This is a genomic window from Rhodopseudomonas palustris BisB18, assembly GCF_000013745.1.
GTDB classification, from domain to species: domain Bacteria; phylum Pseudomonadota; class Alphaproteobacteria; order Rhizobiales; family Xanthobacteraceae; genus Rhodopseudomonas_A; species Rhodopseudomonas_A palustris_F.
This window is the reverse complement of record NC_007925.1, coordinates 1,303,636-1,320,716: the sequence shown is the minus strand read 5'-3', so window position 1 is coordinate 1,320,716 and position 17,081 is coordinate 1,303,636. Positions and strand designations below refer to the sequence as shown.

Below are 17,081 nucleotides of genomic sequence, written 5' to 3'. Positions count from 1 at the left end.
AGGAGGCGCAAAGATGAAGCGAATTCGCACGACCTATTTGTCCAGTGATGAACTACACAAGGTCGCCGCCGAAAAGCTCCAAGAAGCCGCGGTGTTGCCCGAGGGACCGCCCCGGCACGAAATGCTGCGCGCCGCGCAGACGCTGTCGAATCTCGCCGACATGAAGCGCTGGCTGTCGTCGAAAGAACTGCAGCCGCCGCGGCTCGCGACCGAGACCTCACCGAGTCTGCGACGCCGCCGCGGTTGAGTCCAAGGTCGAACCGCGCGCGCGACAGGCCGCGTCCAGGAAGGCGACCAGCTCGCCCGCATAGGGTGCGAGCGTCTCGCGCAAGTCGTGATCGCCGTCGACCGACAGCAGCCGCGCCCGACGAGACGCCGCCGCCAGCCGCTCGGCGTCGGAGAACGGCACCGTGGCATCGCCGCAGCCGTGCACCAGCAGCACCGGACATCGTACGGCGGCGATGGTGGAGAGCGGCGCGATGTCGTCGAACTTGGCGCCGATCACCTGCTGCACATGGCGCAGCACATACCAGCCGATCACCGGATAAGGCACGTGCTGTTCGGCCATCCAGCGCTGCATCACCTCGCGCGGATGGGCGAACGCCGACAGACTGACCACCGCGCGCACGTCGTCGCAGCGTGCGGCGTGCAGCAGCGTCGCGGCGGCGCCGACCGAATGGCCGAGCAGCGCGATGCGGTCCGGCGCGATCCCCGGCCGTCCACGCAGCCAGCGCAACCCCGCGGCGATGTCTTCGGCAAAGCGCGGCATTGAGGTGAAAGCCTCGTCGTCGCTGCGACCATGGCAGCGCGCGTCGATCAATAGCACCGCGTAACCCGCCTCGTGCAAAGGCGGCACCACCGGCCACATCTGCGCGGCATTGGAGCCCCAGCCGTGCATCACCACGACCGCCGGCACCGGTCGCACGGCAGCCTGCGGCGGTTCGACCATCCAGCCGAACAGGCTGCGGCCGCGCGGCCCGGGAATCCGCACCTCGCTGACGCATGTCGGCGGCAAGCCGAAATCCGCCGGTCCGTGCTCGTGCGGCAGCCGCGGCGCGCGCAAACCGCGCAGCAGCGCATGATGCGCCAGCGCCCGCACGCCCCACAGCGCGGCGGCGGTCGCGAGCAGCGTCGAGCCGATCACGGAGAGGCTGGGTGTCACGCGCTTCCCTTCTTCACGCTTGCCTTCTTTAGGCTTGGCCGGGCGCTTCCGCCGAGCCGAGTTGATCGCAACGGTGCCGCGTCGGGCGAGCTGAGTCAGCGCTCCGACGGACTGCGCACACCCTGCCACCTCAAACAGATTATTCTCTTCATGACGACTATAAGACGAGTCTCTGCTCCCAAAGCGGTTTTGATTGCAACAATTTCCTCTTTGGGGCTTAGTTCGCACCTCACAATCCTCTTACGGAGAAACGCGATGAAAACGGTGCAAATGATGGTCGCCGAGGCTGATGCCGAGGTCCCGCGGATCAGCCCGGACGACGCAAAGACGCTGCTCGGCCGTCCCGACGTGCTGTTTCTCGACGTCCGCGAGCCGGGCGAAGTCGCCACCTCCGGCAAGGTCCCGGGTGCCCTGGCGGTGCCGCGCGGGCTGGTCGAATTTCGCGCCGATCCCACCTCGCCGCTGCACGAGGCGGCGTTCGACCGCGCCAAGACCGTGGTGACCTATTGCGCCTCCGGCGGCCGCTCGGCGCTGGTCGGCAAGACGCTGAAGGATATGGGCTACAGCAATGTCCGCAATCTCGGCGGCTTCAAGGGCTGGCTTGACTCCGGCGGCGAAGTCGAGAAGGCGTGACGACTTCGGACGCGACGCAAGCGCGTTGCCCCGGACGAAGCACACCACGCCGCGCTTGCGGCGCGGTGCCCCGCGGATCCGGCGCCGTTACGGAGATAGCCTTTGAAATAGTCCCGGCTCACGGCGCAGCGCGGAGCGCTGCTCCGTGTCCGGGACACGATGCTCACTCTTGATCACCGCTTGGTCATCGGCGGAACCTTCGCGCCCATCTGACATTCCACTCCGGTCATTTTGCCGCACGGCGCCCCCGCGGCGGCGGCAAATCGGAGTGAGCAGCATGGCATCGAAGCGCGAATTCGGACCCGATCTGGTTGTCGAGCCGAACCACGAGCCGGCCGGCGGCTGGGGCTCGGTGCGGTCGCTGGCGAAAAGCCTGGCCCGCGACCGGGTGCCGTTCACCGGCCCGGAGCTGCTGCTGAAGCAGAACAAGCCCGACGGCTTCATGTGCGTCAGCTGCGCCTGGGGCAAGCCGGCGGATCCGCGGGTGTTCGAATTCTGCGAGAACGGCGCCAAGGCCACCACCTGGGAGGTCACCAGCAAGCGGGTGACGCCGGATTTTTTCGCCGAACGCACGGTGAGCGAACTGGAGAGCTGGGACGATCACCAACTGGAAAACGCCGGGAGACTTACCCATCCGCTACGGTGGGATGCCGCGACCGACAAATATCTGCCGGTGAGCTGGGACGACGCCTTCGCGGAGATCGGCCGCGAACTCAAGGCGATGCAACCCGAGAGCGCGGTGTTCTACGCCTCCGGGCGCGCCTCGCTGGAGACCGCATTCATGTATTCGCTGCTGGCGCGGGCCTATGGCAACAACAACCTGCCCGACAGCTCCAACATGTGCCACGAAACCACCTCGGTCGCCTTGCCGGAAAGCATCGGCGTGCCGGTCGGCACCTGCACGCTGGACGACTTCAAGACCACCGACTGCATCTTCTTCTTCGGCCAGAACGTCGGCACCTCGAGCCCGCGCATGCTGCACGAATTGCAGGAGGCCGCCAGACGCGGCGTGCCGATCGTCACCTTCAACCCGTTGCGTGAGCGCGGGCTGGTGGAGTTTTCCAATCCGCAGTCGCCGACCGAGATGCTGATCAGCGATCCGACACGGATCAGCTCGCAGTATCATCAGGTGAAGGCCGGTGGCGACACCGCGGCGATGCTCGGCATCGCCAAGGTGATGTTCGGGCTCGACGACGCCGCGGTCGCCGCCGGCGCTCAGCCGGTGCTCGATCACGATTTCATCCGCGAACACACCCACGGCTTCGACGACTTCGCCGCCGCCGCGCGCGGCTGCGATTGGAAACACATCGAGCGCCGTTCGGGCCTCACCCGCGGCGCGCTGGAAGCCGCCGCCACGGTTTATGCCAACGCCAAGTCGGTGATCTTCATCTACGGCATGGGATTGACCCAGCATAAGAAAGGCGTCGAGACCGTGCAGACGCTGGTCGATCTGGCGCTGCTGCGCGGCAATATCGGCCGCCCCGGCGCCGGGATCTGCCCGGTTCGCGGCCATTCCAACGTGCAGGGCCAGCGCACCGTCGGCGTCACCGAGAAGCCGGAGACGGTGCCGGCCGACAAGCTCAAGCAATTGTTCGACATCGAGGTGCCGCAGAACAAGGGCCTCAACACCGTCGAGGCTTGCGAGGGGATCATCGACGGCAGCGTCCGCGCGGTAATCTCGCTCGGCGGCAATCTGGTGCGCGCGGTGCCGGAGCATCGGCTGGTGACGCCGGCCTGGCGCAAGCTACGGCTCACCGTTCAGATCCTGACCAAGCTCAATCGCACCGCGCTGGTGCACGGCGAGGTGTCGTTCATCCTGCCGTGTCTCGGCCGCATCGAGATCGACACTCAGGCCAGCGGTCCGCAGGCGGTGTCGATGGAGGACAGCCTCGGCTGCATGCACGGCTCGCGCGGCCAGATGGAACCGGCGAGCTCCGAGCTACTATCAGAGCCGAGGATCGTCGCCGAACTGGCCAAGGCGACGCTGAGCAGTTCCAAGGTGCCGTGGGACGACTGGGTCGCCGATTACGGCAAGATCCGCGACGCCATCGCGGCAACCTACCCGAAGATCTTCCACGACTTCAACGCACGGATGTGGCAGCCCGGCGGCTTCCATCGCCCGCTCGGCGCACGGCACCGGCAATGGCAGACCAAGACCGGCAAAGCCAATTTCATCACGCCCTCGACGCTGACGTCGGACATCGACGTCTGCGAGGACACGCGCGACGTGGTGCAACTGATCACGCTGCGTAGCAATGGCCAGTTCAACACCACGATCTACAATTACGACGACCGCTTCCGCGGCATCTACGGTTCACGCGAGGTGGTGCTGATGCATCGCAACGACATCGACCGGTTCTCGCTGCGCGAGGGCGACGTGATCACTTTGCAGACCGTGGTCGACGACGGCGTCGAGCGCGAGGTCGGCGGCCTGCGGGTGGTGGCCTACGACATTCCGGAAGGCTGCATCGGCGGCTACTATCCGGAATGCAATCCGCTGATCCCGCTGTGGCACCACGCCGAAAAGAGCAAGGTGCCGGCGGCGAAGTCGATCCCGGTGCGGGTGCTGAGCCGCGCCGCCGTAGCAGCGTAGCTTCGACGGCGGCGCAGGCGGCTTCCACGACGGGAACGTCATTCCGGGGCGCGAGAGCGGTAGCTCGAGCGAACCCGGAATCTCGCAACGAGCACAAGCCCTCCCCCAGCAAGACTCCGGGTTCGCTCGCAAGTGCTCGAGCCCCGGAATGACAGGTGTTAGCATCCTGGCGCCCCGGAATGACAAGCTGTCAGTATCTCGCCTTTTGAAACGACGCGATGCCGGCTTGTCCCGCGCGCTACTCCTTCTTGTCGATATTCCAGAACACCGGGGTCGCCGGGCCGCTGAGCACGCCGGACAGCGATTTGCGCCAGGCGCTCGGCACCTTGTATTGACCGAGCGGGATATACAGCACCTGCTCATAGACCCGCGCCTGGATCGCTTCGGCGAGCTGCTTCTGCTCATCCAGCGCCTTGGCGCGGGCGAACTTGTCGCGCAGCGTTTCCATGGCGGGATCGTCCGGCCAGCCGAACCAGCCGCCGCTCTTGCCCTTGCCGCTGGTGGAGACGTTGGCGATCGGGTTGAGAATTTCCGGGCCGGCCCAGTTGGTGAAGAAGATGTTCCAGCCGCCGTCCTTCACCGGCTTCTGGCTGGCGCGCCGCGTCACCACGGTCTGCCAGTCGGTGGCCTGCACGTCGACCTTGAAGCCGGCGTCGCGCAGCAATTGCGCCGCCACGATCGGCTGCGCCCGCAACGTGTTGACGTCGGTCGGCGCCATCAGCGCGATCGGGGTGCCGTCGTAGCCGCTCTCGGCCAACAGCTTCTTGGCCTCCGCCATGCCGTTGCCCTTCACCAGGCTCTCCGAGCCGACGTCGGTGGAGAGCGGCGTGTCGCAGCCGAACACCGCGCCGCAGATCTTGTAGTAGTCCGGATTGCCGACCAGCGCGTCGAGCACCGGCTTCTGGCTCATGGCGAGGAACGCGGCGCGCCGCACCTTGATGTTGTCGAACGGCGGATACAGGAAGTTCATCCGCCCCAGAGTCTGAAACCCCAGCGGGCTCAGCGTCTGCACCGTCAGCTCGCTGTCGGCCAGCAGCATCGGCAGGATGTCGAACGAGGGATTCTCCAGAAAATCGATGTCGCCGGACTGCAGCGCGTTCACCGCGGTCTGCGCGTCGGCCATGGTCAGCCATTCGACGCGATCGACCTTCACCACTTTGCCGCCCGAGGTCCAGCTCGGCGGCTCGGCGCGCGGCACATAGTCGGCGTTCTTGACATACACCGCCTTGACGCCGGGCTGGAACTCGGCGGCGACGAATTTGAACGGCCCGGAGCCGATCTGCTCGGAGATCGCCTTGCCGGCCGGGGTCTCGGCGATGCGCTTCGGCATCATGAACGGCACCAGCGACGACGGCTTGCCGATCGATTCCAGCACCAGCCCGTAGGGCTCCTTCAATTTAAGAGTGATGGTCTTGGCGTCGGTGGCCTCCAGCGACGCGGTGAAGTCCATCAGCTTCTGGCCCATGCCGTCGGAGGAGCCCCAGCGCCGCAACGATGCGACACAATCCTCCGCGGTGACCGGCGCACCGTCGTGCCACTTCAACCCGTCGCGCAAGGTGAAGGTGTAGGTCAATTTGTCGTCGGACACCTTCCAGTCCGCCATCTGCGGCTGCACTTTGAAATTGGCATCCATCGCCAGCAGCGTGTCGTACACCATATAGCCGTGGTCGCGGGTGATGTAGGCGGTGGTCAGCCCCGGATCGATCACCCGCAGATCGGAATGCATCACCGCGGTCAGCGTCTTCGCCGAGGCCGGTAGCGATAACGCCAACACCACAGATGCGATAACGCCGCGTAATCCCCATGAGGACATCGAGCGACGCGGGCCGCGCAGACATTCAGACATTGAGCTCTCCTGGCTTGAAACTGGTCAACCGCAGATGATTAGTTGTGCAAGGCGACAAATTCTTAGGCGGATCGTTCGGCGGATCGTTCGGCGCCCTTGGGCGGGAGTGAGCCTACTAACATCTTGTGTTAGCTCGCCTGCGAGACTTGCATCGCAAGACTGATGCGTCAATCGCGTTTTCACGCATGGTCATCGCGCAATGCCTCCGCGCAAAATCGCAGAGCGCCGCACGCGCAAATCGCTTGCTGATAACTCCGACACCATGTTTGATACGCGACGTCGCGCAAGCTGTTGCTTGCGCGCTGGGCGAACGCGGGGCGTCAAGACGACAATACGTCAACGCTTCGACAGCGACCGCACTTCTTCAACGTCCGCACTTCGAACCAACGACGCGACGACCAGGAGGAACTGAATGAATCCCGCGAACCTGCCGTTCGATTCCGAAGCGATGCTGCAAGGGCTGCGCGCCTGGGTCGAATGCGAAAGCCCGACCTTCGATACGGCCGCGGTCAACCGCTTGCTCGATCTCGCCGCCCGCGAGATGGCGATCATGGGTGCTCACATCGAACGCATCAGCGGGCGCCAGGGCTTCGCCGATTGCGTCCGCGCCACATTTCCGCACCCTAAGCAAGGCGAGCCGGGCATCCTGATAGCCGGCCATCTCGACACCGTGCATCCGATCGGCACGCTGCGCGATCTGCCGTTTCGCCGCGACGGGAATAAGTGTTTCGGCCCCGGCATCTACGACATGAAGGGCGGCAATTATTTGTCGCTGGAGGCGATCCGGCAATTGGCCCGCGCCGCGTTCACCACGCCGCTGCCGATCACCGTGTTGTTCACGCCGGATGAGGAAGTCGGCACGCCGTCGACCCGCGACGTGATCGAAGCGGAGGCAATGCGCAACAAATACGTGCTGGTGCCGGAACCCGGCAAACCGAATAACGGCGTCGTGACTGGACGCTACGCCATCGCCCGGTTCAACCTCGAGGTCCGCGGCAAGCCGAGCCACGCCGGCGCCACGCTGTCGTCGGGGCGTTCAGCGATCCGGGAAATGGCCCGGCAGATCATCGCCATTGATGAGATGACCGATGACGACTGCACCTTCAGCGTCGGCATCGTGCACGGCGGCCAATGGGTGAATTGCGTGGCCTCGAGCTGCCGCGGCGAAGCGCTCAGTATGGCGAAGCGGCAGGCAGATCTCGATCGCGGCGTGGCGCGGATGCTGGCGTTGACCGCGAGTTCGCCGGACGTGACGTTCACGGTGACGCGCGGCGTCACCCGCCCGGTGTGGGAACCGGGCGACGCCACGCTGGCGCTCTACGAACAGGCGCGCGGCATCGCCGCGCAATTGGGCATCAAGCTGACCCATGGCAGCGCAGGCGGCGGCTCCGACGGCAACTTCACCGGCGCGATGGGCATCGCGACGCTCGATGGACTCGGCGTGCGCGGCGCCGATCCGCACACCTTGAATGAGCATATCGAAGTCGACAGCCTCGCAGAACGCGGGCGTTTGATGGCCGGACTGCTCGCGACCTTGGAGTAGCAACGATCAGCAAACCGCGACGCCGCCGTCAGTGGCATGGGAATTGCTAACTTTTAGCCGGGGCAACGAAAGGAAGCGATGCTGTTATATCTGCTGCGCCGCGTGCTCGCCGCCATTCCCGTGATGGGCGTGGTCGCCTTGTTCGTCTTCCTGCTGCTGCGGCTGACGCCGGGCGATCCCGCGGCGATCCTCGCCGGCGACAACGCCAGCCCGGAACAACTCGAGCGCATCCGCGCCTCGCTCGGGCTCAACCTGCCGCTGTACACGCAATTCTTCGCCTGGATCGGCAAGCTGATGCACGGCGACCTCGGCGTCTCGCTGATCTCGCAGGTTCCGGTGCTGAAGATGATCGGCCAGCGCGTCGAGCCGACCATTGCGATTGCGGTCTCCACCATCGTGCTCGCCATCGTGGTCGCGGTGCCGCTCGGCGTGATCGCGGCTTGGAAACACGGCAGCCTGATCGATCGCTTCGTGATGGGCTTGTCGGTGGTCGGCTTCTCGGTGCCGGTGTTCGTGATCGGCTATGTGCTGATCCAGATGTTCGCGATCGAATTGCGCTGGCTGCCGGTGCAGGGCTATCGCAGCATCTATAACGGCTTCGGGCCGTTCTTCGAGCGGCTGATCCTGCCGACGCTGACGCTGTCCTTCATCTATATCGCGCTGATCGCGCGGATGACGCGCGCGGCGATGCTCGACGTGCTCGGCGAAGATTACATCCGCACCGCGCGCGCCAAGGGCATCGCCGAGCCCGGCGTGCTGCTGCGCCATGCGCTGCGCAACGCCGCAGTGCCGGTGATCACCGTGATCGGCACCGGCTTTGCGCTGCTGATCTCCGGCGTGGTGGTCACCGAAAGCGTGTTCAACCTGCCCGGCGTCGGCCGGCTCACCGTCGACGCGGTGCTGGCGCGCGACTATCCGGTGATCCAGGCGATGATCCTGTTGACCTCCGGGATCTACGTCGCGGTGAATCTCTTGATCGACGTCGCCTACACGCTGCTCGACCCCCGCATCCGATATTGAGGCGCTGATGGCGATCGATACTGTTCCCGGCCCCGCCCTTCCCGTCCGCGTCCGCGCCGGCTCGGCGCTGTCGTTTCTGGTCGGCAGTCCGATCATCACGCTCGCCTCGATCTGCCTGGCGCTGATCGTCGCCTCCGCGGTGTTCGCGCCCTGGCTGGCGCCGCACGATCCGTTGCAACTGGCGCCGGCGCAGCGGCTGAAACCATCCAGCGCCCAGTTCCTGCTCGGCACCGACGCCTATGGCCGCGATATTCTTTCGCGCATCCTCTATGGCGGACGGATCTCGCTGTTGATCGGCGTCGGCGCCGCTGTCGTCTCGGTGGTGATCGGCCTTGTCATCGGCCTGGTCTCCGGCTTCTTCAAATGGGTCGACGCGGTGATGATGCGGGTGATGGACGGCCTGATGGCGATCCCGAGTATTCTCTTGGCGATCGCCGTGGTGTCGCTGTCCGGCGCCAGTCTCACCACCGTGCTGATCGCCATCACCATTCCGGAAATTCCCCGCGTCGCCCGGCTGGTGCGCTCGGTGGTGCTGTCGGCGCGCGAGGAACCTTACGTCGAAGCCGCGATCTCGCTCGGCTCCAGCCTGCCGAAGATCATGGCGCGGCATCTGCTGCCCAACACCGTGGCGCCCTTGATCGTGCAGGGCACTTACGTCTGCGCCTCGGCGATTCTCACCGAGGCGATCCTGTCGTTCCTCGGCGCCGGCATCAGCCCGGAGACCCCGACCTGGGGCAACATCATGGCTGAGGGCCGCGCCTACTTCCAGATCAAGCCGTCGATGATCTTCTGGCCGGGCCTGTTGCTGTCGATCGCGATCCTGTCGGTCAACCTGATCGGCGACGCCGCCCGCGACGCGCTCGATCCGCGGATGAAACAGCGGGAGGGTGCGAAGTGAAAGCAATGCAGCTTACGGGCACGTGCCCCGGACGCGATGCGATACGAAGTATCGCGTCGCAGAGCCGGGGCCGTAACGACGGCAGCATCTGGAACGGTCCCGGTTCTGCGGTGCGGCATGAAGTATGCCGCACCGCGCCCGGGACACGACTCACCATGTTTCGCCACGACGTCGCTAACTGCGGGGCCCCGACATGACCGCCCCGATCCTCGACATCGAAAACCTCGTGGTCGGGCTCGGCCGCAATCCCGGCGGCGAGCGGGTGATCGACGGGCTGTCGCTGCAGCTCGCGCAGGGCGAGACGCTGTGCCTGGTCGGTGAATCCGGCTCCGGCAAATCGGTGACTTCGCTCACCACGATGGGGCTGTTGCCGAAGGGTGCGCTGGTGGCGAATTCCGGCCGCATCCGGCTGGTCGGCGAGGACGTGCTCGGCGCCAGCGATCGCCGCTTGCGGCAGCTCCGCGCCACCACCATGGCGATGATCTTTCAGGAGCCGATGACCGCGCTCAATCCGGTGGTGCCGGTCGGCCGCCAGATCGACGAGGTGCTGCGGGTGCACACCGATCTCGACGCCCGCGCCCGCAAAAAGCGCATCCTCGCCATGATGGAGCAGGTGCGGCTGCCGGACGTCGAACGGATCTTCCGCGCGTTTCCGCATCGTTTGTCCGGCGGCCAGCGCCAGCGCATCATGATCGCGATGGCGCTGGTGCTCGAACCGAAACTGCTGATCGCCGACGAACCGACCACCGCGCTCGACGTCACCACGCAGAAGCAAATCCTGACGCTGATCCGCGACCTGCAGAAAGATCACGGCACCGCGGTGCTGTTCATCACCCACGACATGGGCGTGGTCGCCGAGATCGCAGATCGCGTCGCGGTGATGCGGCACGGCCGGCTGGTGGAGACCGGCACGCTCGACCAGGTGCTGCGCGCGCCCGCGATGGAGTACACCCGCAAACTGTTGTCGGCGGTGCCGAGCCTGGTGCCGCGGCCGCCGCGGCCGGAGAGCTTTGCGCCGGTGGTGCTGGAAGCCAGCGAACTCGGCAAAGTGTATCGCGAGCGCGCGATGTTCGGCCGCGCCCGCGAAGTGGTGGCCGCGCAAGACGTCTGGCTGACGCTGCGCAAGGGCCGCACGCTGGGCATCGTCGGCGAATCCGGCTCCGGCAAATCCACCGTGGCGCGCTGCATCGTGCGGCTGATCGATCCGACCTCCGGCGGCGTACGGCTGGTCGGCCGCGAGATTTCCAACTTGTCGCGCCGGCTGCTGCAGCCGCACCGGCAGAAGATCCAGATCGTGTTCCAGGATCCCTATCGCTCGCTCAATCCGCGGATCAGCATCGGCGAGAGCATCGCCGAAGGGTCGATCAACTACGGCATGTCGCACAAGGACGCGCTGGCCAAGGCCCGCGAGCTATTACAGCTGGTCGATCTGCCGGCGGATGCGATTTCGCGGTTTCCGCATCAGTTCTCCGGCGGCCAGCGCCAGCGCATTGCGATCGCCCGCGCGCTGGCGCTCGATCCCGACGTGCTGGTCGCCGACGAAGCGGTGTCGGCGCTCGACGTCTCGGTGCAGGCGCAGGTGCTGGAACTGCTGGCCGACATCCAGACCCGGCTCGGCATCGCGCTGTTGTTCATCACCCACGATCTGCGCGTCGCAGCCCAGATCTGCGACGACGTCGCGGTGATGCAGCAGGGCCGAATCGTCGAACAGGGCCCGGCCGGCGAGATTCTGACCCATCCGCGCCAGGCCTACACAAGACAGTTACTTGACGCGGCGCCCGGCCGCGGCTGGGATTTTGCCAATTTCCGGCCGGTCGAGGCCCCGATTGCGGATGCGAGGGTCGGCCTGTGAGCAACGCATTGCGAAGGAGCCGGACGACTCCTGCAACCACGGTCTCGTGTCCCGGGCAAGGTGCAGCGCCTTTGGCGCTGCGCCGCCGAACCGGGACCGTTACGAGCTCCGCGTTCCGCAACGGCCACGGCTCTGCAGCGCACCACGCCGCAAGTGCGGCGCGATGCGCTGCGTCCGGGGCACGCCTGTGATCCAAAAGTCAGAAACTGAGTAATCGCATGACCCGTATCGCCATCGCCGGCTTCCTGCACGAGACCAACACCTTCGCGCCGACCAAGGCGGAATACGACGCCTTCGTGCATGGCGGCGGCTGGCCGGCGATGGCGCGCGGCGCGGCGATGCTGCAGTCCATGCGCGACATCAACGTCGGCATGTCCGGCTTCATCGGCGAGGCCGAGGCCGCCGACTGGCAGCTGGTGCCGACGCTGTGGTGCGCCGCCAGCCCCTCGGCGCACGTCACCGAGCACGCTTATGAGAAAATCGCCGGCGAGATCGTCGACGGCGTCAAGAAGGCCGGCAAGCTCGACGGCGTCTATCTCGACCTGCACGGCGCCATGGTCACTGAGCATTTCGACGACGGCGAAGGCGAGATCATCGCGCGGGTGCGCGACGTGATCGGGCCGTCGGTGCCGCTAGTGGTCAGCCTCGATCTGCACGCTAACGTCACGCCGAAGATGGTCGAGCAATCCGACGCGCTGATCGCCTATCGCACCTATCCGCATGTCGACATGGCCGACACCGGACGCGCAGCGGCGCGGCATCTGGCGAAACTGTTGCGCGCGCAGCGCTTCGCCAAAGCGTTCCGGCAATTGCCGTTCCTGATTCCGATCTCCTGGCAATGCACCACCATCGAACCGTGCCAGAGCATCTATCAGAAACTCGCCGCGCTGGAGAGCGTCACGGTGCCGACGCTGTCGTTCGCGCCGGGCTTTCCGGCCGCCGACTTTGCCGATTGCGGGCCGAGCGTGTTTGCCTATGGCGCGACCCAGGCCGACGCCGACGCGGCGGCGGATGCGATCGTCGCGCTGGTGATCGGCCACGAGGACGATTTCGACGGCCGCGTCTATACGCCCGACGACGGCGTGCGCCATGCGATGCAGCTTGCGGCGAGCGCGAGCAAGCCGATGGTGATCGCCGACACCCAGGACAATCCCGGCGCTGGTGGTGATTCCGACACCACCGGGATGTTGCGCGCGCTGGTGCGCAACGGCGCCACCCGCGCCGCGCTCGGCGTGATGGTCGATCCGGCCGCGGCGGCTGCGGCGCACCAAGCCGGTGAAGGCGCGACGATCTCGTTATCGCTCGGCGGCAAGTCGGGCATTGCCGGCGACGCGCCGTTCGAGGCGAGCTTTGTGGTCGAGAAACTATCCGATGGCCGCTTCATCGCGCCGGGGCCGTATTTCGGCGGCAGCGCGATGAATCTCGGCGCCTCCGCCTGCCTGCGGATCGGCGACGTCCGCGTCGTGGTCGGCTCGCGCAAGGCGCAGCTCGCCGATCAGGCGATGTATCGCTTCGTCGGCATCGAGCCGACGCAGCAGAGCATTCTGGTCAACAAGAGCTCGGTGCATTTCCGCGCCGATTTCGAGCCGATCGCCGAAGAGATCATTCTCTGCGCCGCCCCCGGCGCGATGCCGGCCGACACCGCGGCGCTGCCATGGAGCCGGCTGCGCCCCGGGATACGCATCCGGCCGAACGGCAACGCCTTCGCCGCCGCGGCGCTCGAGACCGTGGGGTCGTGAATATGTCGCTGCAGCGGACGTGCCCCGGGCGCGATGCAACGCGTAGCGTTGCGTCGCAGAACCGGGGCCGTTGCGACGGCAGCACCTGCAACGGTCCCGGATCTGCGCCACAGCGCTGCGCGCTGCGGCTTGTCCGGGACACGCGGGGAGATTTCCCCGATGATTTTCTCCACTCCATTTGAACCCACCACCCGCAACAAGGATCACGCATGCCGACCCTCGACCGTATTGACGCTTTCGCCGACGACCTCACCGCGATCCGCCGCGATCTGCATGCCCATCCGGAGGTCGGCTTCGAGGAGGTCCGCACCTCCGGCATCGTCGCCGAAAAACTCGCGCAATACGGCATCGAGGTGCATCGCGGGCTCGGCGGCACCGGGGTGGTCGGCGTGCTGAAAGGCAAGGGCGCCGGCGGCAAGCGGATTGGGCTTCGCGCCGACATGGACGCGCTGCCGATGGAGGAGAACACCAACCTCGCCTGGCGCTCGACGATTCCCGGCCGCTTCCACGGCTGCGGCCATGACGGCCACACCACGATGTTGCTCGGCACCGCGCGCTACCTCGCCGAGACCCGCGACTTCGACGGCACCGTGCATTTCATCTTCCAGCCCGCCGAGGAAGGCCTCGGCGGCGCCCGCGCCATGATCAAGGACGGGCTGTTCCAAAAATTTCCCTGCGATGAAATCTATGGCCTGCACAACGCGCCCAATCTCGCGCTCGGCGAGATCGCGGTGTTTCCCGGCCCGGCGATGGCCGGCGCGGATTTCTTCGACATCACCATCACCGGCTACGGCGCCCACGGCGCGATGCCGGAGCGCTCCAAGGATCCGGTGATCGTCGCGATGACGCTCGGTCAGGCGATGCAGAGCATCGTCAGCCGCAACATCGATCCGTTCAAATCCGCGGTGCTGTCGATCACCCAGATCCATTCCGGCTCGGCCTACAACGTGATCCCGGGCGAAGCCAAACTCTGCGGCACGGTGCGCGCCTTCGCCGACGAGATCCGCGTCTTGATCCGCGAGCGGATGCGCGCGCTCGCCGCCGGCATTGCGCTCGCGTTCGATGTCGAGATCAAGGTCGAGATCCGCGACGGCTTCAGCGTGCTGGTCAATCAGGAGGAGCAGACCGCGGTGGTGGCCGGCGTCGCCCGCGACATCGTCGGCGACGCCAAGGTGCTGACCACGTCGCGGCCGAAGATGGGCAGCGAGGACTTTGCCGATATGCTGCACGCGGTGCCGGGCGCTTACTTCTGGCTCGGCCACGACGGCTCGGTGCCGCTGCACAATCCCGGCTACGTGTTCGACGACCAGCTGCTGCCGATCGGCGCCAGCATGCTGGCGCGGATCATCGAAACCCGGTTGCCTGTCGCGGGGTGATCGCGGCGCCAGAAACTTGGTGTCCCGGGCGCGATGCGGCACGCAGTGCTGCTTCGCAGACCCGGCACCGTTACGTATGCCGCGTGCCGTAACGGCCCCGGCTCTGCAGCGCACCACGCCGCAAGCGCGGCGTGGTGCGCTGCGTCCGGGTCACAAACCCCGCCGCTAATCTCGCCCTCACCCGATCTTGATCGCCGTGGTTTCCTTGATCCGCTTCACCGGGATGATGCTGCGGGTGTTGGCGACGCCTTCGATGCGCGCCAGCACCTGGGTGAGAAAGCGGTGAAACTCGTCGAGATCGGCCACCGCGATCTTCAAGAGATAATCGAACTCGCCGGTGACGAAGGCGCAGTCGATAACCTCCGGCCGGGTCAGCACCACCGATTCGAAGCGGCTCGAATAGGCCTCGACCTGCTTCTCCAGCCGCACCTCGACAAAGGCGATGAAGCCGGTGCCGACCGCAGGACCATCGACCAGCGCGACGTAGCGCTTGATCACGCCGGCCGCCTCCAACGCCTTGACCCGGCGCAGGCAGGGCGACGGCGACAGCCCGACCCGGGCCGCGAGATCCTGATTCTGGATCGAGGCATCGTCTTGCAGAATGCGCAGTAGCTTGCGGTCGAGCTCGTCCATGCGCAATCCAGTGCCATGATTTGATCGGTTGAGCATAGCGGATGCCAAAGCGCCGCGCGAGTGCGTCGCAGTTCGCCGCCTGCTGCCACGCCGCCACTGTTAGTCTGGCGACAAGCTCAACCCACGAGGAAATGCCATGACGCGACCGGCCAGCGACATCCTGCTCGACATTCTGCGCGACGAGGGCATCACCCACGTGTTCGGCAATCCGGGCTCGACCGAGATGCCGCTGATGGACGCGCTGGTCGACGCCCCCGACATCCACTACGTGCTGGGGCTACAGGAGGCCACCGCGGTCGGCATGGCCGACGGCTGGGCGCTGACCTCGGGCAAGACCGGCTTCGTCAATCTTCATGCGATGGGCGGGCTCGGCAATGCGATGGGTGTGCTGGTCGCCTCCAAGGCCAGCGAGACGCCGCTGGTGGTCACCGCCGGCCAGCAGGATACGCGACATCTGGCGACCGAGCCGTGGCTGTCCGGCGATCTGGTGGCGCTCGCCGCCCCGGTGACCAAATGGGCCAAGGAGGTGCATCGCGGCGAGGACCTCGGCGCAGCATTGCGCCGCGCCTTTGCGATCGCCCGCACCCCGCCCTGCGGCCCGGTGTTCCTGTCGCTGCCGATGGACGTGCTCGATCAGCCGGTCGAAGGCTCGACGCCGCCGGCCTCGGCGCCGCCGCGGCTCGGCCCCTCGCCGGATTCCGATGGCTTTGCCGACATGCTGGCGCGCCATGATCCAGAGAAAGTATTCGTGCTGCTCGGCGACGATCTGCCGGCCGGCGCGGCGCCGGGCCTGGTCGCCTTCGCGGAGGCCGGCGGCTATGCGGTGGCGGGCATGCAACTGACCTCGCGCTCGGCATTTCCCTCGGCGCATCCGTGCTGGGCCGGCGTGCTGAAACCGGACTTCGCGGCGATCCGCGAACGGCTGGAACGCGTCGAAGCGCTGGTGCTGGTCGGCGGCCGCGCCTTCGTCGCCTATCCGTATCGCGACGTCCGGCCGATTCCCGACGGCGTGAAGATCTTGCACGTCGCCGACAATCCGGACGCGTTCGGCCGCGAACACCCGGCGCACATGGCGTTGCTCGGCGATATCGGCGCGACGCTGCAATCCGCAGCGGCGCGGCTCGGCGGGCTGCTCGACCGCAACAGCGTGGTGGCGCGACTGGCGCAGCGCGATGCCACGAAGCAGGCGCAGATCGCCAAAGTCCGCGCGGAGATTCTCAGCACCGCGCATGAGACGCCGCTGTCACCCGACGCCGCGGTGCTCACCGTGTCGGACGCGCTGCCCGCCGACACGCTGCTCGCCAATGATTCCGCGGCGACCTTCGGCCAGGTGCAGGACTTGCTGATGACGCGGCCGGGGCGCTACTTCTTCGCCCGCGGCGGCGTGCTCGGCTGCAACATGCCGGCCGCGGTCGGCGCCGCACTGCTGCATGACGGGCCGGTGGCATCGTTGGTCGGCGACGGCGGCGCGATGTATTCGCCGCAGGCGTTGTGGAGCGCGGCGCGCTATCGCGCCAAGGTGCTGTTCATCGTGTTCAACAATCGCCGCTACGGCGTGCTGCAGAACATCGCCAAGCAGCTCGGCTGCAAGAACGCGGTCGCCGGCCGCTTCGTCGGCATGGATGTCGACGATCCGGCGATCGACTTCATGGCGCTGTCGAAATCGATGGGCGTACCGTCGGTGCAGGCCGACGCCCCCGACGCGATCCGCGCCGCGATCGCCGAAGCGCTCACCCGCGACGGCCCGTCGCTGATCGAGATCGCGGTGAAGTAAGCGCGACATAAG

13 protein-coding genes are annotated in these 17,081 nt (G+C 66.4%); 10 read left to right on the top strand and 3 right to left on the bottom strand.

Features of this window, described 5'->3' with window-relative positions:
* Positions 1 to 13 precede the first annotated feature (13 nt).
* Positions 14 to 247 (top strand): hypothetical protein, encoded by a 234-nt coding sequence (locus RPC_RS06055; RefSeq protein ID WP_041801457.1) that lies wholly within the window; start codon positions 14 to 16, stop codon positions 245 to 247.
* Here the strand turns inward: RPC_RS06055 and RPC_RS06050 are convergent.
* Positions 218 to 1,162, bottom strand: a complete 945-nt coding sequence (locus tag RPC_RS06050; RefSeq protein ID WP_011471671.1) for an alpha/beta hydrolase — start codon at positions 1,160 to 1,162, stop codon at positions 218 to 220. The two genes, RPC_RS06055 and RPC_RS06050, sit on opposite strands and share 30 nt — an antisense overlap.
* Before the next feature lie 255 nt (positions 1,163 to 1,417).
* Between RPC_RS06050 and RPC_RS06045 the strand changes: the two genes are divergently transcribed.
* Together RPC_RS06045 and RPC_RS06040 are read left to right on the top strand one after the other, a co-directional pair.
* Positions 1,418 to 1,795: a rhodanese-like domain-containing protein gene (locus RPC_RS06045; protein WP_011471670.1), complete on the top strand. Its 378-nt coding sequence runs from the start codon at positions 1,418 to 1,420 to the stop codon at positions 1,793 to 1,795.
* A 277-nt stretch (positions 1,796 to 2,072) separates the two neighbouring features.
* Complete coding sequence (locus tag RPC_RS06040; RefSeq protein ID WP_011471669.1) at positions 2,073 to 4,388, top strand: FdhF/YdeP family oxidoreductase; 2,316 nt, start codon at positions 2,073 to 2,075, stop codon at positions 4,386 to 4,388.
* 238 nt (positions 4,389 to 4,626) lie between these two features.
* On the opposite strand, the gene RPC_RS06035 is transcribed toward RPC_RS06040, so the two are convergent.
* Positions 4,627 to 6,201, bottom strand: coding sequence for an ABC transporter substrate-binding protein (locus tag RPC_RS06035; protein ID WP_041801456.1), 1,575 nt, complete (start codon positions 6,199 to 6,201; stop codon positions 4,627 to 4,629).
* A 445-nt stretch (positions 6,202 to 6,646) separates the two neighbouring features.
* Between RPC_RS06035 and RPC_RS06030 the strand changes: the two genes are divergently transcribed.
* From RPC_RS06030 to RPC_RS06005, 6 genes are all read left to right on the top strand, one after another.
* Entirely contained in the window at positions 6,647 to 7,777 is a 1,131-nt protein-coding gene (locus RPC_RS06030; protein WP_011471666.1) for a M20/M25/M40 family metallo-hydrolase, read from the top strand.
* 78 nt (positions 7,778 to 7,855) lie between these two features.
* Entirely contained in the window at positions 7,856 to 8,797 is a 942-nt protein-coding gene (locus RPC_RS06025) for an ABC transporter permease (protein WP_011471665.1), read from the top strand.
* Positions 8,798 to 8,804: 7 nt separating this feature from the next.
* Positions 8,805 to 9,695: an ABC transporter permease gene (locus tag RPC_RS06020; protein ID WP_011471664.1), complete on the top strand. Its 891-nt coding sequence runs from the start codon at positions 8,805 to 8,807 to the stop codon at positions 9,693 to 9,695.
* 193 nt (positions 9,696 to 9,888) lie between these two features.
* Positions 9,889 to 11,547, top strand: coding sequence for an ABC transporter ATP-binding protein (locus RPC_RS06015; RefSeq protein WP_011471663.1), 1,659 nt, complete (start codon positions 9,889 to 9,891; stop codon positions 11,545 to 11,547).
* Positions 11,548 to 11,765: 218 nt separating this feature from the next.
* Positions 11,766 to 13,286, top strand: a complete 1,521-nt coding sequence (locus RPC_RS06010) for a M81 family metallopeptidase (protein ID WP_011471662.1) — start codon at positions 11,766 to 11,768, stop codon at positions 13,284 to 13,286.
* 209 nt (positions 13,287 to 13,495) lie between these two features.
* A complete protein-coding gene (locus tag RPC_RS06005) occupies positions 13,496 to 14,662 on the top strand; it encodes a M20 aminoacylase family protein (RefSeq protein ID WP_011471661.1) in 1,167 nt (388 codons plus the stop codon).
* Between the two features lie 177 nt (positions 14,663 to 14,839).
* On the opposite strand, the gene RPC_RS06000 is transcribed toward RPC_RS06005, so the two are convergent.
* Positions 14,840 to 15,295, bottom strand: coding sequence for an Lrp/AsnC family transcriptional regulator (locus tag RPC_RS06000; protein WP_041801454.1), 456 nt, complete (start codon positions 15,293 to 15,295; stop codon positions 14,840 to 14,842).
* A 136-nt stretch (positions 15,296 to 15,431) separates the two neighbouring features.
* Between RPC_RS06000 and RPC_RS05995 the strand changes: the two genes are divergently transcribed.
* The gene (locus tag RPC_RS05995) at positions 15,432 to 17,069 is read left to right on the top strand and encodes a thiamine pyrophosphate-binding protein (protein WP_011471659.1); all 1,638 of its coding nucleotides are present in this window, start codon (positions 15,432 to 15,434) and stop codon (positions 17,067 to 17,069) included.
* Positions 17,070 to 17,081 lie beyond the last annotated feature (12 nt).

What these genes read in the sequence shown, in the direction of transcription:
- RPC_RS06055 (WP_041801457.1), top strand. Translation starts at nt 14, where the DNA reads ATGAAGCGAATTCGCACGACCTATTTGTCCAGTGATGAACTACACAAG.
- RPC_RS06045 (WP_011471670.1), top strand. Translation starts at nt 1,418, where the DNA reads ATGAAAACGGTGCAAATGATGGTCGCCGAGGCTGATGCCGAGGTCCCG.
- RPC_RS06040 (WP_011471669.1), top strand. Translation starts at nt 2,073, where the DNA reads ATGGCATCGAAGCGCGAATTCGGACCCGATCTGGTTGTCGAGCCGAAC.
- RPC_RS06035 (WP_041801456.1), bottom strand. Translation starts at nt 6,201, where the DNA reads ATGTCCTCATGGGGATTACGCGGCGTTATCGCATCTGTGGTGTTGGCG.
- RPC_RS06030 (WP_011471666.1), top strand. Translation starts at nt 6,647, where the DNA reads ATGAATCCCGCGAACCTGCCGTTCGATTCCGAAGCGATGCTGCAAGGG.
- RPC_RS06025 (WP_011471665.1), top strand. Translation starts at nt 7,856, where the DNA reads ATGCTGTTATATCTGCTGCGCCGCGTGCTCGCCGCCATTCCCGTGATG.
- RPC_RS06020 (WP_011471664.1), top strand. Translation starts at nt 8,805, where the DNA reads ATGGCGATCGATACTGTTCCCGGCCCCGCCCTTCCCGTCCGCGTCCGC.
- RPC_RS06015 (WP_011471663.1), top strand. Translation starts at nt 9,889, where the DNA reads ATGACCGCCCCGATCCTCGACATCGAAAACCTCGTGGTCGGGCTCGGC.
- RPC_RS06010 (WP_011471662.1), top strand. Translation starts at nt 11,766, where the DNA reads ATGACCCGTATCGCCATCGCCGGCTTCCTGCACGAGACCAACACCTTC.
- RPC_RS06005 (WP_011471661.1), top strand. Translation starts at nt 13,496, where the DNA reads ATGCCGACCCTCGACCGTATTGACGCTTTCGCCGACGACCTCACCGCG.
- RPC_RS06000 (WP_041801454.1), bottom strand. Translation starts at nt 15,295, where the DNA reads ATGGACGAGCTCGACCGCAAGCTACTGCGCATTCTGCAAGACGATGCC.
- RPC_RS05995 (WP_011471659.1), top strand. Translation starts at nt 15,432, where the DNA reads ATGACGCGACCGGCCAGCGACATCCTGCTCGACATTCTGCGCGACGAG.